The following is a 14188-nucleotide window of genomic DNA, read 5'->3' as shown; positions in this document are numbered from 1 at the left end:
GTTTAGCGCGAAAGTCGAGTATACACCCGGCTCCGGACCACTCGGGTACCGCCGGGAAAGTGGGTATCAATCAGGCACGGGACAGCGTGAAGCCGGCAAGGCTACAGAATATCCCGCCGATGCAAAAGATCATTCTGACCTGTGCCCGACTTGCCTGTTACAGGCAGTCGAGCCGAACACAAAACCTGTGGTGACCGATTATCTGTGGGAGCAAGGCTTGCCCGCGATGAAGGCGATGGGATTTCTCAGAAATCGAGGCGCCTGTTTCGCGAGCAAGCTTTGCTCCCACAGGTAATCCACTCGCCACAAGCTGACTGAAATGTAATCACCCGCCCCGCCGGCTTATGTCATCTTCTTTTCAACGCGACACCGGGGAACCGGTGTTCGCTGCGAATCGACGGACGGACTTTCACCCCATGCAAACAAAAACTTCCCGGCGAACCTTCGTAAAGGGCCTGACTGCCGGCGGCATCCTCGGTGGCCTGGGCTTGTGGCGCGCGCCCGTCTGGGCTGTCACCGGCCCGGGCCAGCCCAACGTACTGAGCGGCACCGAGTTCGACCTGTTCATCGGCGAAAGCCCGGTCAATTTCACCGGCAGCCTCCGCACCGCCCAGACCATCAACGGCGGTATCCCTGGCCCGTTGCTGCGCTGGCGTGAAGGCGACACCGTGACCCTGCGGGTGCGCAATCGCTTGCAGGACAGCACCTCCATCCACTGGCACGGCATCCTGCTGCCGGCCAACATGGACGGCGTTCCAGGGCTGAGCTTCAAGGGCATCGAGCCCGGCGGCCTGTACGTGTATCAGTTCAAGGTCCGGCAAAACGGCACCTACTGGTACCACAGCCATTCCGGTTTCCAGGAACAATCCGGGGTCTACGGCCCGCTGGTGATTGACGCCAAGGAACCCGAGCCCTTCCAGTACGAACGGGACTACGTGGTGATGCTCACCGACTGGACAGATGAAGATCCCGGCGCCGTCCTGCGCAAGCTCAAGAAACAGTCGGACTACTACAACGACAACAAACGCACCGTCGGCGACTTCATCGACGACGTGGGCAAGAACGGCTGGGCCAGCACCGTGGCCGATCGCAAGATGTGGGCCGAGATGAAGATGAACCCCACCGACCTGGCCGACGTCAGTGGTGCCACCTACACCTACCTCATGAACGGCCAGGCGCCGGACATGAACTGGACGGGCCTGTTCAAGCCTGGCGAACGCCTTCGTCTGCGCTTTATCAATGGCTCGTCCATGAGCTATTTCGACGTGCGCATTCCCGGCTTGAAGATGACGGTGGTGGCGTCCGACGGCCAATACGTCAAGCCAGTGAGCGTCGATGAGCTGCGGATCGCCGTGGCCGAAACCTATGACGTCATCGTCGAACCGACCCAAGAGGCCTACACCCTGTTCGCCCAGTCCATGGACCGCACCGGGTACGCCCGCGGCACTCTCGCGACCAGGGCCGGGTTGTCGGCACCGGTACCGCCCCTGGACCCACGGCCCTTGGTGACCATGGACGACATGGGCATGGGTGGCATGGACCACGGTTCGATGCAGGGCATGACGGGAATGGACGACAGCTCGATGCAAGGCATGAATCACAGCCAGATGCAGGGCATGGGCGACATGGCCGGGATGGATCACGGGGCCATGCAGGGCATGGACAGCATGCTCACGCACCCCGACACCGAGAAAGACAACCCCCTGGTGGACATGCAGGCCATGAGCGTCAAGCCCAAGCTCGACGACCCCGGCATTGGCCTGCGCAACAACGGTCGCAAGGTCCTGACCTATTCGGACCTGCGCAGCACCTTCCCCGATCCGGACGGCCGCGAGCCGGGCCGCACGATCGAACTGCACCTGACCGGGCACATGGAGAAATTCGTCTGGTCGTTCAACGGCGTGAAATTTTCCGACGCCGCACCGCTGCTGCTCAAGTACGGCGAGCGACTGCGCATCGTGCTGATCAACGACACCATGATGACCCACCCCATCCACCTGCACGGCATGTGGAGCGACCTGGAGGATGAGAACGGCCAGTTCATGGTGCGCAAGCACACGATCAATGTGCCACCGGGCGCCAAGCGCAGCTACCGAGTCACCGCCGATGCCCTCGGGCGCTGGGCGTATCACTGCCATCTGCTGTATCACATGGAGATGGGCATGTTCCGTGAAGTTCGGGTGCAGGAATGAGGAAGCGACCATGACCCGTATCGTGAAATACCCCTTGGCCATTCTTGCCTTTGGCAGCAGCCTCTCGGCCTGGGCCGCGAGCAATGACATGCCCGGCATGGATCACAGCCAGATGCCGGGAATGGACCACAGCCAGATGCAAGGCATGGACTCGATGCAAGGCATGGAGCCCATGCAGACGCCCCCTGCCACCAGCCGCACGCCGATCCCGGAACTGACCGCCGCCGACCGCGCCGCCGTCTACGAGGATCACGGCGGACACGCGGTGCATGACAGTGCCATCCACTCGTTTTTCCTCATCGACCAGTTGGAATGGCAAGACGCCGATGATGGCAGCGCCCTGAGCTGGGATGCCTCCGGCTGGATCGGTGGCGACATCGACCGGTTGTGGCTGCGCTCCGAAGGTGAACGCCTCAACGGCAAGACCGAAGAAGCCGAATTGCAGGCCCTGTGGGGCCACGCCGTCAGCCCCTGGTGGGATGTGGTGGTCGGCGTGCGCCAGGACTTCAAGCCAGGCGATCCGCAAACCTGGGCCGCCTTCGGCGTACAAGGCATGGCGCTGTACAACTTCGAAGCCGAGGCCACCGCGTTCATCGGCGAGGGTGGCCAGAGCGCGGCGCGCCTGGAGGGCGACTACGACATCTTGCTGACCAACCGCCTGATCCTGCAGCCCACCGCCGAAGCCAACTTCTATGGCAAGAACGATCCCGCCCGTGGCGTCGGCTCGGGGTTGTCGGACACCGAGCTCGGCGTGCGGCTGCGCTATGAAATACGCCGCGAATTCGCACCCTACATTGGCGTCACCTGGAATCGGGTCTACGGCAACACCGCCGACTACGCCCGGGAAGAAGACGAAGACCGCAGCGAAGCGCGCCTGGTGCTGGGCGTACGCATGTGGTTCTGACCTGTTCACTAAAACTAAAAACCGAGCTGTAGGAGTCCTTGCATGTCATTCATCAAAACCGCCGTCGCCTTGTCCGCCGGCCTGTTGCTCAGTGGCCTGGCCCAGGCCCATCCGAAACTGCTGACCTCCACCCCCGCCGATGGCACCGAAGGGGCGGCGCCGGCCAAGATCGAGCTGCATTTTTCCGAAAACCTGATGACCCAGTTTTCCGGCGCCAAGCTGATGATGACCGCGATGCCGGGCATGGCGGCGCATTCGCCAATGCCCATGCCAGCCAAGGTATCCGGCAGCGACGATCCGAAAACCATGCTCATCACGCCGAATGCACCGCTTACCGCCGGCACTTACCAGGTCCAATGGCGCGCAGTGTCGTCCGACACTCACCCGATCACCGGCAACGTCACGTTCAAGGTGAAGTGAGTTGATGAGCGACTCGATCAACATCGCACTACGCTTCACCCTGTACCTGGATTTGATGTTGCTGTTCGGCCTGGCTGCGTTTGGCCTTTATGGCCTGCGAGGCCAGGAGCGGGTGTCGGGAGCGCAGTTGCCTTTCGCGCCGCTGCTGCTGACCACGGCAGTGCTGGGCGGCTTGCTCTCCCTGGCCGCCATGGCGTGCATGGCCTGGGCCATGAGCGGTGTTTCGGCGTGGGCCGAACTGTGGCCGCACATTGAAATGATGGTGATGGAGACCGAAGTCGGCGTGAGTTGGACGCTGCGCATGGCGGCGCTGCTGCTGGCCGGTGTCGCCGTGACGCTCAATCAGCGTTGGCCGACCGCCAGCCTCGTCCTGGTCGCGCTAGGCGGGGCGGTGGCTTTGGCAACCCTGGCCTGGGCAGGCCACGGCGCGATGGACGAAGGCGCCCGCCGTAACTGGCACTTCTTCACTGACTTCCTGCACCTGTGGGCGGCGGGTGGCTGGGTCGGTGCCTTGGCCGCGTTTGCCCTGCTGCTTCGCCAGGCCGAACCTGCGTTGGCGGTGCTGGCCCGGACATTGACCGGGTTCGAAACCGCCGGGGCGCTGATCGTGGTGGTCATCAGCGTGACAGGGGTGGTCAATTATCTGTTCATCGTCGGCCCCAGTGTCACAGGGCTGCTGGACAGCACCTACGGTCAGTTGCTGGCGCTCAAACTCATCTTGTTCGCGGCCATGCTGGTGTTCGCCGCGCTGAACCGTTTTCATCTGACGCCACTTCTGGCTCAGGCCCGACAGACCGGCGAGCACAAGGTCGCGGTGAAAGCCCTACGGCGCAGCATGGTGCTGGAATTCTCTGTGGCTGTGGTCATCCTGGGGTTGGTGGCTTGGCTGGGGACGTTGAGCCCGGGGATGGGCGCTTAGGAGGCGGCCAGAGGAACTCCAACCACACAAAAAACCTGTGGGAGCGAGCTTGCTCGCGATGAGGTCATGACTTCCAACATTAATATTGCCTGTTATGCCGCCATCGCGAGCAAGCTCGCTCCCACAGGGTCTGCGTTGTGACCATAATCTGTGTGCTATTTAGTTTTTCAATATACAACGCCAGTTTTCAGTTTGCCCCATCGCAGCTCCCCAGCCTAAATGATGCATTGTTTTAGCCAAGGCTCTGTTATGGAAAACGTTCGAACATCAAGCACTCACGCCGTCTGGCTGATGGTCAGCATCGTGTTGGTGGCGCTGAACCTGCGGCCCTCGATGGCCGCAGTCGGTCCGTTGCTGTCGGCCATTCGCGGCGAGGTCCCCCTAAGCTTCAGCACCGCCTCACTGCTGACCATGTTGCCGGTCATGGCCATGGGCCTGGCGATGTTCCTGGGCATGCGCATCGCCCTGCGCATCGGTGAGCACCGCACCATCGTTCTGTCGTTGTTGATCATCGGTATCGCCACGGCCTCACGCTTGTACCTGGACAGCGCCGCCGAGTTGATCATCAGCGCGGTGTTGGCCGGGCTCGGCATCGCGCTGATCCAGGCAGTGATGCCGGCGCTGATCAAGTCGCGCTATGCCGACAACGTCTCGCTGTTCATGGGGCTGTATGTCACGTCGATCATGGGCGGGGCGGCGCTTGCCGCATCGTTTTCGCCTTTTGTCCTGGCGCAAACCGGCAGTTGGCGCATCGGTCTGGCGATCTGGGCACTGTTGGCGTTGGTCGCCCTGGGTTGCTGGTACGCCCAGCGCGCAGCCGTGACGCCACTGCCCGAAGCCCAGATCCGGCAGCAAGCGTCATTCTTCAGCAATTCCCGGGCTTGGCTGCTGGCGACTTTCTTCGGCCTGGGCACCGCCTCCTACACCTGTGTACTGGCCTGGCTGGCCCCGTACTACGTGGAAAAAGGCTGGAGCGAACAACACGCGGGCCTGCTGCTGGGGTTCCTCACGGCCATGGAAGTGCTGTCCGGCCTCGTCACCCCGGCGATTGCCAACCGCAGCCAGGATAAACGCCTGGTCCTCGCGGTGTTACTGGCATTGATCATGGCTGGCTTCTGCGGCCTGATCCTCAGCCCGGAACGCTTCAGCCTGTTGTGGCCCTGCCTGTTGGGACTGGGCATCGGCGGCCTGTTCCCGATGAGTTTGATCGTCTCCCTCGACCACTTGGACAACCCGCGACGGGCCGGTGGCCTGACGGCCTTCGTGCAAGGCATCGGCTACCTGATCGCAGGGCTCTCGCCCTTGATTGCCGGGATGATTCGCGATCAGTTGGGCAGCTTCGAATGGGCGTGGTGGTCGCTCACCGCCGTCATGGCGCTGATGATCCTGATGGTCCTGCGTTTCGATCCCAAGCAATACACGCGGCATATTGACTAGGCAGCGCTTGTCGCGAGCCCAGCACCCTGTTTGAAGGATAAAAACCCCAGGCTCATGTATAAATGGAGACTTTCGTCAGGACAAAGAGAGACGCAGGGATGACGCCGAGAATAGCCGATGCTGGTCAGTAACCTGCTCAGAAAGCTGGACATGCAGGACCTGATGGTATTTGTGGCAGTGTACGAACAGGGCAGCGTCACCCAGGTCTCCGAGGCCTTATGCGTCAGCCAGTCAACCGTGAGCTACTGCCTGAAGAAACTGCGCACCAGTTTCGAAGACGATCTGTTTATCAATACCCGCTCCGGCATGAGCCCCACTCATAAAGCCACCGCCATGTACGGCCAGATACTGGGGGCCCTCGAGGCAATCAATAAATGCCATTCCGGTTTCCAGACATTCGATCCGAATCAGGAAGAAATCACGTTCAACCTCTGTGCGCCAGAATACTTCGAACTGCTGATCCTGCCCAAATTGCTCAAACGCTTCATCGGCAAGCGCTTTGCGGTGGTCATCAACACGACGAAATTTAATCGGGATATTCCAGCTGATGCACTGCGGGATGATCGCTTCGATCTTGTCGTCTGTTTCGGGCCGCACTTCCATGGCGATGTCAAAGGTCTGCGATCACAGGTGTTGCTCGAAGACGAGTTGGTGTGCGTCCTCGATAAAAGTTTCCCAGCGCCGCAAGGAGACTTCAGCGTGGAAGCGTTTGCCGCCCGCCAGCACGTATTTCCAACACCGTGGACGTCTGACACCAACATGATCGATGGCTGGCTCGCTCGACAAGGTTATAGCCGCAAGATAGTCGCAAGAGCCAACAGCTACGTAGCAGCGTTGAACCTGATCGCTGGAACCGACTTTATCCTGACATTGCCCCGGCGCATCCAGGCATTGATTTGCGATCAAGAACGATTCGGCGAACGCCAGCCACCAACGGGTTTACCGAACTTTACCCTGGACATGATGTGGAGCGAGAAAGCGAGCCAGGACAGCGCAAACATCTGGCTTCGCGAGCAGATCATGAAAGTATGCGCCGAGGAGGGCCTGCTCTGAGGGTCACTTCGGTTGGTGGACTTTTTCACGGACAAAAAAAAATCCGGAAATCCTCACTTTCGTGGGCCTTCCAGACTTTTAAAACAGCTAAAAATGGTGGGTCGTGTGGGATTCGAACCTACGACCAATTGGTTAAAAGCCAACTGCTCTACCAACTGAGCTAACGACCCGCTGTGTGGTGGCGCGTATAATACTGATTTCTAAGGACTATTCAACACTTAATTTGAAATAAATCAAAAATAACGGGTTGGATCGCTCACACCCGCCGCCGCGAAGCCTTCTGCACGCAGGCGGCAGCTGTCACATTTGCCGCAAGCGCGGCCCTGATCGTCGGCCTGATAGCAGGAAACGGTGAGCCCGTAGTCCACGCCAAGCTTCACGCCCGCCTTGACGATGTCGGCCTTGCTGAGATTCTGCAACGGCGCCTGGATGCGGAAACCCTGCCCTTCGACGCCGGCCTTGGTCGCCAGGTTGGCCATGCGCTCGAACGCTTCGACGAACTCCGGGCGGCAGTCCGGGTAGCCGGAATAATCCACGGCATTGACGCCAATGAAAATGTCACGGGCGCCCAGCACTTCGGCCCAGCCCAATGCCAGGGACAGGAACACCGTGTTACGCGCCGGCACATAAGTCACCGGGATACCCTCGCTAGGCGCCTCGGGCACGTCGATGGAACTGTCGGTCAGGGCCGAGCCGCCGATACCGTTGAGGTTCAGGCCGATCACTTTGTGCTCCACCGCGCCCAGGTCCCGGGCAACCCGCTCAGCGGCGTGCAGCTCTGCGCGGTGGCGCTGGCCATAGTCGAAACTCATGGTGTAGCAGCGGTAGCCTTCGGCACGGGCCATGGCCACGACCGTGGCCGAATCCAGGCCACCTGACAACAGGATGACCGCACGTTTTTCAGCCATGTTCGAATGTTCAGTCATCTCAGCGCCCCGGCTCGTCGTTCCAAAGATATTTATGCAGCTGCAATTGCAGGCGCACCGGCAAGTTATCCGCCACCACCCAATCCGCCAGTTCCCGGGCGCTCAAATCGTGATGACTCGGCGACAACAACACTTCGCCAGCCCGCTGGTCGAGCCCGTACTGGATCAACTTGGACACAGCCCAGTCGTAATCCTCTCGCGAACAGATCACGAACTTGACCTGATCGTTGAGCGTCAGCAGTTCGATATTCTCATAGCGGTTGCGGTGCGCTTCCTTGGAGCCTGGGGTTTTCAGGTCCACGACGCGGCTGACACGCGGGTCGACGGCCGAGATATCCAGGGCGCCGCTGGTTTCCAGCGACACCTCGTAACCGGCATCACACAACTGCTTGAGCAAAGGGATCGCGTTGGGTTGCGCCAAGGGCTCGCCGCCCGTGACACAGACATAACGCGGACGATAACTGGCCACTTGCTCCAGGATATCGTCGAGGGTACGCACGGTGCCGCCGCTGAAGGCGTAGGCGCTGTCGCAGTACTGGCAACGCAACGGACAACCGGTGAGGCGCACGAATACCGTGGGCAGCCCAGCCGTTCGCGTTTCACCCTGCAACGAGTAAAAAACTTCGGTGATTCTCAATGTGTCTTGCATAGTCGCCACGGGCGTAACAGCTAAACAGGCTGTCCGCCTCCGTCAGGCACTTCGAGGAACCCCGCCAACGCGCAGATCCCAAAAAGCGTGTTTCATAAAAAGGGCGTGAATTCTAACGAAAAAACCCGCGACAGGCGCGGGTTTCTTCAAAACAGCTCAAGCCGGCTTACATGCGTTGCAGATCACGCTGGGCCAGTTGGGCGGCGGATGTGCCCGGGTATTGGGCCACCACCTGCTGCAAAATGCCTTTGACCTTGTCGGTATGACCGAGGCGGCGCTCTACGTCAGCCAGCTTGTACAGCGAATCCGGCACTTTGGCGTGCTTGGGATACAGTTGCGACACCTTGGCGAACGCCTGGCCGGCGCCTTGCAGGTCGCCCTTGGCCAGGTTCACTTCGCCCAGCCAGTATTGGGCATTACCTGCGTACTGGCTGTTTGGGTATTTGCGCAGGAAAGCGGCGAAGGCCTGGCTGGCCTTGTCGAAATCCTTGGCCTTGATCAGATCGAAGGCAGCATCGTAATAGAGCTTTTCCTTCGCCGGATCAGCCGGCTCGCCACCGGCGGCCGGTGCTGGAGCAGTAGCCCCAGCGCCTGCGGCTGCGGCTGCACCGGGGGCATTCAAGTCGCCACCGGCAGGAGAATTCTCAGGAGTCGCGGCAGGTGCAACACCGGTTCCTATGCGCCGATCAAGATCCTGGTATCGCTCCAGGTTTTCCTGCTTCATGCGCGAAATATCATTTTGCAGAACTTCAATCACGCCTTGCTGGCGCGACAGCTGATCCTGCATTTGTTGGAGCTGGTTGAACAGCTCGCCCTGTGCCGAGACAGGGGCCGAAACCCCTCCCCCGGCATAGGCGCCGTTCGTACCGTAACCTGCAGGCGGATAACTACTCCCGCTATTGTTATAGCCGGCATCGTTATCGACCACAGGAACCGCAGCCCACGCCGCAAGCGGCGCAAGGCTGAGAGCCAGAACAGTTACAGCACGACGGCACGTTCGCATGACGAATTACTTACGCAGTTCGACGCGACGGTTTTGAGCCCAGGACTGCTCGTCGTTGCCGGTAGCAACTGGACGCTCTTCGCCGTAGGAAACCAGTTCCAGCTGAGCTGGGGAAACACCTTGCAGTACCAGGTAGCGTTGAACGGCTTTCGCACGACGCTCGCCCAGTGCCATGTTGTACTCACGAGTACCACGTTCGTCGGTGTTGCCTTCCAGAACAACGCGAGCGCCGTTCGACTTCAGGTCTTTGGCGTGAACGTCCAGAGCGCGCATGGCTTCTGGCTTCAGGTCCGAGCTGTCGTATTCGAAGTAGAAGGTGGTGATTGCGCGCAGAGCAGCTTCTTCGCTCAGGGAGCCGTCAACTGCACCAGTGTTAGCGCCGTAACCAGCGTTTGGATCAACAGCGCCTTCACCGGCATTGTCGCCGCCTTTGGACGAGCAACCTACAGCTACAGCCATGGCCAGAGCCAGCGCAGCAAATTTACCAAACTTCAGCATTTCCATCGTGAAACTCCTAATGAACCCCAGTGTGTTAAGTAAAACGTATTGCGCCGCGTCAGTTCAGGTAAGGGGACCAGGACGGTTCTCTGACTTCGCCTTGTGCGGTAGGAAGCGGGAGCCTCACGCGTCCATTAATGGACACGAGCATCAAGACTCCCCGGCCCTGCTGGCGGGTGGCGTAGATTACCATGGTGCCGTTGGGCGCAACAGTGGGTGACTCGTCCAGAGTGCTATCAGTGAGGATTTTTACGCTACCGCGCTGCAAATCCTGGGCCGCCACCTTGAAATTGGTGAAACCGTCCTGGCGATGGATCATCACCAGAGTCTTTTCGTCCGCCGACAATTTAGGGTTGGCGTTGTAGTTACCGACGAAGGTCACGCGTTCGGCACCGCCACCACCGGCACTGGTCTTGTAGATCTGTGGCTTGCCGCCGCGGTCGGAGGTGAAGTAGATGGTCGAGCCATCCTTGCCCCAGAACGGCTCGGTGTTGATGCCCGGACCGTTGGTCACACGGGAGATCGAACGCGAGGCCAGGTTCATCACGTAGATGTCCGGGTTGCCGTCCTTGGACAGCACGAACGCCAGGCGCGAACCATCCGGTGACCAGGCTGGCGCGCCGTTCAGGCCTTCGAAGTTGGTGATTTGCTCACGACGACCGGTGTCGATGTGCTGCACGAAAATACGCGGACGCTTCTGCTCGAACGAGACATAGGCGATGCGCTTGCCATCGGGGGCGAAGCGCGGCGACAGGATCGGCTCGCGCGATTGCAGCAAGGTCACCGCCCGCGCGCCGTCATAGTCGGAACGCTGCAGGGTGTAGCGGGTATTGTTTTCGGAGAAACGCTCGGCCGTCACGTAGAGCATGCGGGTGGAGAACGCGCCCTTGATGCCGGTGAGTTTCTCGAACGACTGGTCGGCGATGTAGTGCGCCATGTCGCGCAACTGATCGACGCTACCCGACACGCTGCCGGTCAGCACTTGCTGCTCGGTGGCGACGTTGAACAGGGCGTACTGCACCTGCAGGCGACCGCCGGCCGGAACGATGCTGCCGACCATGATGTACTGGGCGCCCAGGGCCTTCCAGTCACGGTAGATGACTTCGCTGGCCTGGGTTGGCAGGCTGATCATGTTCTGCTTCGGAATCGGCGCGTAGTAACCCGAGTTGCGCAGGTCGTTGCCGATGATTTCCGCCATGTCGTCCGGCAGGACGTTACCGCCCTGCCAGCCGAACGGTACGACGGCGATCGGGGTGGCCCGGTCGCTGCCGCTGGTGACCAGGATGTTCTTTTCCTCTGCTACCGCTATCCCTGCCAGGCAGCAGATAACGACCAGCATTGATCGAAGAAGGTTTCTCACAAGGCTAGATCCTCAGGTGTGAATGTCATCTTGAATGAACGATAGGGAGCAAAGTCGCTCGGTTTCATTCCTTGCATTTCCGTCAAACGCCCAATGTTCTTGACCGCAGCGACCGCCGAAGCGTCGAACGGACCGTCACCACTGGACTTGGCGACGCTGACCGAGGTAACCGTACCATCGGGCAACATGCCGATTTGCAATACTACCGTCATGCCTTTGCGCGCCGAAGGTGGACGAGCCCAGCCTTCTGCCGCTCGGGCGCGAATCAGATCATCGTAGCTGCCGGCGACTTCATCGCCCTGCTCATCGGCCAAGGCCTGCTGGCGCTCCGGCGTGTCGGAAAGCAAATCTGCCAAGGCCTGGGCCTTTTTGTCTTCGGCGGATTTACGCGCTGCGTCCTGGGCCTTTTTCTTGGCGGCGTCGGCGGCGGCTTTCTTCTTCGCGTCTTCGGCGACTTTCTTTTTCGCCTCGTCAGCTTCAGCTTTCTTCTTGGCGTCTTCGGCCGCTTTTTTCTTCGCGTCCTCGACGATCTTTTTCTTCGCTTCTTCAGCGGCCGCTTTCTTGGCCTCTTCTTCAGCGGCTTTCTTGGCTTCTTCTTCGGCTTTCTTCTTGGCTATATCAGCCAATTGTTTCTCTTCTGCCTTTTTGGCCTCGGCGGTTTTCTTCGCTTCGTCGGCTTTCTTGGCTTCGTCAGCCTTTTTCGCCTCGTCCGCTTTCTTCGCCTCATCGGCCTTCTTGGCTTCCTCGGCTTTTTGAGCCGCTTCCTCTTTCTTTTGTTCCGCAGCCTTTATCGCTTCCTGCTCGACCTTCTTCTGCTCCATCTGCTCGACTTCGGTCTGGCGCGCGGCGGATTTCTTCGCCTCACCGGCAAGCTTCTGGTTGGTCTGGGTGGTGGCCTGGCTTTTCGATTTGAGCTGGTACAACGTCGCCTGCACGATCGGCTTGGCCGGTGGCAGCTCCGGGGTCATGGCAAAACTGACGAACAGCATGCCGAACACCAGCACATGCAGGCCGATGGCCAGGACACTGGGCCAGAAATAGCTTTCCGAGGCGGACGGCTCTCGCTGTTGCTGCATCAGGGGGCCTCGGTGATCAAGCCAACATTACCGACCCCGGCTTTCTGCAGGCCGCCCATGGCGCCCATCACGGCACCGTAGTCGACAGTCTTGTCGCCACGAATGAACACCTGGGTGCGCTTGCCGGCGTCGTTGCCGACACGAATGATCTTGGTCACCGCATCGGTCATCTGCGGCAAGGTCATGGCCCGGTCCTGCTGCTTCTCGGTGTCCACTTCACTGCCAAGGTTCCAGTAGTAGGTCTTGTCAGCCTTGATCGAAATGGTCAGTACCTGGGTGTTGTTGTCCTGCGGCAAGGCTTCGCTGGAAACCTTGGGCAGATCGACCTTCACGCCCTGATTGAGCATGGGCGCGGTCACCATGAAGATGACCAGCAGCACCAACATCACGTCGATGTAGGGCACCACGTTCATCTCGGCAACCGGCTTGCGCTTTTTTCGGGCTCGAGCGATTAAAGCCATTGGGAAATACCTGCTTATTCTTCGCTGGTGTGCACTTTACGGTGCAGGATCGCCTGGAATTCATCGGCGAAGGTGTAGTAACGGCCGGTCAGCATTTCGCTGCGGGCAGCGAAGCGGTTGTAGGCGATAACGGCCGGGATGGCCGCGAACAGACCGATGGCGGTGGCGATCAGTGCCTCGGCGATGCCCGGGGCCACGGTGGCCAGGGTCGCTTGCTGGGCGGAAGCCAGGCCGCGGAAGGAGTTCATGATCCCCCACACGGTACCGAACAGACCGATGTACGGGCTTACCGAACCAACGGTGGCCAGGAACGACAGGCCCTGCTCGAGCTTTTCTTCCTCGCGGGAAATGGCGACGCGCATGGCGCGAGCCACACCTTCCATCACCGCCTCAGGGTCGACGCCCGGCTGCTGGCGCAAGCGGGAGAATTCCTTGAAGCCGGCACGGAAGATCTGCTCGACGCCCGAATCCGGGTCCGGGTTGCTGCCAGCCTGGCGATAGAGCTTGGACAGGTCGATACCGGACCAGAAGCGCTCCTCGAAGCTCTCCAGGGCACGGCGACCGGCGCGCAGCATGTTGCTGCGCTGAAAGATCATGATCCATGAGGTCACCGATGCGGCTACCAGGGTCAGCATTACCAGTTGCACCACGACGCTGGCATTGCTGACCAGGCTCCACATGGAGGAATGGTCGACGACGTTAGCTTCCACGCTTTATCTCCTGCTCTGAGTGTGTACCCGCGCCGCTCACGCCGGCAAAGGCCGCGCGTAGAGCTTCGGGAATGGCCCGGGGTTTCAAACTATGGGTGCGCACACAGGCCACCAAAAACTGCCCTTCGCAGAGCAGCACATTATCCGTAGCCCGCCTGACCTGCTGCTTGAAACGCAGGCTGACACGGTTCAATTCGATGACATCGGCACTTACCACCAGTTCGTCGTCCAGTCGCGCCGGCGCGTGGTAACGCGCTTCGCTGGAATGCACGACGAATAACAGGTCCTCCCCTGCGAGTGCGGATTGGGCAAAACCCAGTTCCCGCAGCCGTTCGGTTCGAGCCCGTTCCATAAACTTGAGGTAATTGACGTAGTAGACGATGCCGCCAGCATCGGTGTCCTCGTAATAAACGCGACAGCGATGTGCGAACGACTCCAGCCCGTTTTGCGCGCGCATACTCTAGTGCTTACTCCTCAGGTTGCCAATCGGCCTGGCAACTGTTTTTTCATTCTCGAACGCATTGACGCTCCAGACGTCGTCTGGGACAGCACGAACCGGAAAAAAGTCGGCGAACAGAGC

The 14188-nt window shown here is 60.1% G+C and carries 15 protein-coding genes and 1 tRNA gene; 6 read left to right on the top strand and 10 right to left on the bottom strand.

What is annotated here, in order from left to right; translation table 11 throughout:
- Positions 1-416: 416 nt before the first annotated feature.
- The 6 genes from AB4N80_RS11890 (at position 417) to AB4N80_RS11865 (ending at position 6925) form a co-directional block, all read left to right on the top strand.
- Positions 417-2192, top strand: coding sequence for a copper resistance system multicopper oxidase (locus AB4N80_RS11890; protein ID WP_460082127.1), 1776 nt, complete (start codon positions 417-419; stop codon positions 2190-2192).
- Between the two features lie 10 nt (positions 2193-2202).
- Positions 2203-3096, top strand: coding sequence for a copper resistance protein B (locus AB4N80_RS11885; RefSeq protein WP_460082124.1), 894 nt, complete (start codon positions 2203-2205; stop codon positions 3094-3096).
- Positions 3097-3138: 42 nt separating this feature from the next.
- The gene (copC, locus tag AB4N80_RS11880) at positions 3139-3516 is read left to right on the top strand and encodes a copper homeostasis periplasmic binding protein CopC (protein ID WP_122569378.1); all 378 of its coding nucleotides are present in this window, start codon (positions 3139-3141) and stop codon (positions 3514-3516) included.
- A gap of 4 nt (positions 3517-3520) precedes the next feature.
- A complete protein-coding gene (copD, locus tag AB4N80_RS11875; protein ID WP_305491007.1) occupies positions 3521-4435 on the top strand; it encodes a copper homeostasis membrane protein CopD in 915 nt (304 codons plus the stop codon).
- A 249-nt stretch (positions 4436-4684) separates the two neighbouring features.
- Positions 4685-5872 carry a cyanate transporter gene (locus tag AB4N80_RS11870; RefSeq protein ID WP_460082119.1) on the top strand — a complete coding sequence of 396 codons (1188 nt, stop codon included), beginning with the start codon at positions 4685-4687 and terminating at the stop codon, positions 5870-5872.
- Between the two features lie 117 nt (positions 5873-5989).
- Positions 5990-6925, top strand: coding sequence for a LysR family transcriptional regulator (locus AB4N80_RS11865; protein WP_305468230.1), 936 nt, complete (start codon positions 5990-5992; stop codon positions 6923-6925).
- A gap of 94 nt (positions 6926-7019) precedes the next feature.
- Here AB4N80_RS11865 and AB4N80_RS11860 read toward each other — a convergent pair.
- The 10 genes from AB4N80_RS11860 to ybgC form a co-directional block, all read right to left on the bottom strand.
- Positions 7020-7095: transfer RNA gene (locus tag AB4N80_RS11860), tRNA-Lys, on the bottom strand.
- Between the two features lie 63 nt (positions 7096-7158).
- Positions 7159-7833 carry a 7-cyano-7-deazaguanine synthase QueC gene (queC, locus tag AB4N80_RS11855; RefSeq protein WP_163006903.1) on the bottom strand — a complete coding sequence of 225 codons (675 nt, stop codon included), beginning with the start codon at positions 7831-7833 and terminating at the stop codon, positions 7159-7161.
- Positions 7834-7852: 19 nt separating this feature from the next.
- A complete protein-coding gene (gene queE, locus AB4N80_RS11850) occupies positions 7853-8500 on the bottom strand; it encodes a 7-carboxy-7-deazaguanine synthase QueE (protein ID WP_122569383.1) in 648 nt (215 codons plus the stop codon).
- Positions 8501-8666: 166 nt separating this feature from the next.
- On the bottom strand, positions 8667-9503 hold the full coding sequence (gene ybgF / locus AB4N80_RS11845; RefSeq protein ID WP_122569384.1) for a tol-pal system protein YbgF: 837 nt from the start codon (positions 9501-9503) through the stop codon (positions 8667-8669).
- A gap of 6 nt (positions 9504-9509) precedes the next feature.
- Positions 9510-10007, bottom strand: a complete 498-nt coding sequence (gene pal / locus AB4N80_RS11840; RefSeq protein WP_003205029.1) for a peptidoglycan-associated lipoprotein Pal — start codon at positions 10005-10007, stop codon at positions 9510-9512.
- A 52-nt stretch (positions 10008-10059) separates the two neighbouring features.
- The gene (tolB, locus tag AB4N80_RS11835; protein ID WP_063324614.1) at positions 10060-11361 is read right to left on the bottom strand and encodes a Tol-Pal system beta propeller repeat protein TolB; all 1302 of its coding nucleotides are present in this window, start codon (positions 11359-11361) and stop codon (positions 10060-10062) included.
- The gene (tolA, locus tag AB4N80_RS11830; RefSeq protein ID WP_122569385.1) at positions 11358-12437 is read right to left on the bottom strand and encodes a cell envelope integrity protein TolA; all 1080 of its coding nucleotides are present in this window, start codon (positions 12435-12437) and stop codon (positions 11358-11360) included. The genes tolB and tolA overlap by 4 nt, the downstream gene beginning before the upstream one ends.
- Positions 12437-12889 (bottom strand): protein TolR, encoded by a 453-nt coding sequence (gene tolR / locus AB4N80_RS11825; RefSeq protein WP_161798348.1) that lies wholly within the window; start codon positions 12887-12889, stop codon positions 12437-12439. Before tolR ends, tolA begins: the two co-directional genes overlap by 1 nt.
- A gap of 23 nt (positions 12890-12912) precedes the next feature.
- The gene (tolQ, locus tag AB4N80_RS11820; RefSeq protein WP_014339916.1) at positions 12913-13608 is read right to left on the bottom strand and encodes a protein TolQ; all 696 of its coding nucleotides are present in this window, start codon (positions 13606-13608) and stop codon (positions 12913-12915) included.
- Positions 13598-14065, bottom strand: coding sequence for a tol-pal system-associated acyl-CoA thioesterase (gene ybgC / locus AB4N80_RS11815; protein ID WP_003205037.1), 468 nt, complete (start codon positions 14063-14065; stop codon positions 13598-13600). The genes tolQ and ybgC overlap by 11 nt, the downstream gene beginning before the upstream one ends.
- Between the last annotated feature and the right edge of the window lie 123 nt (positions 14066-14188).

Source organism: Pseudomonas sp. H3_A02 (genome assembly GCF_054671965.1).
This window is presented reverse-complemented; position numbering and strand designations above follow the sequence as displayed.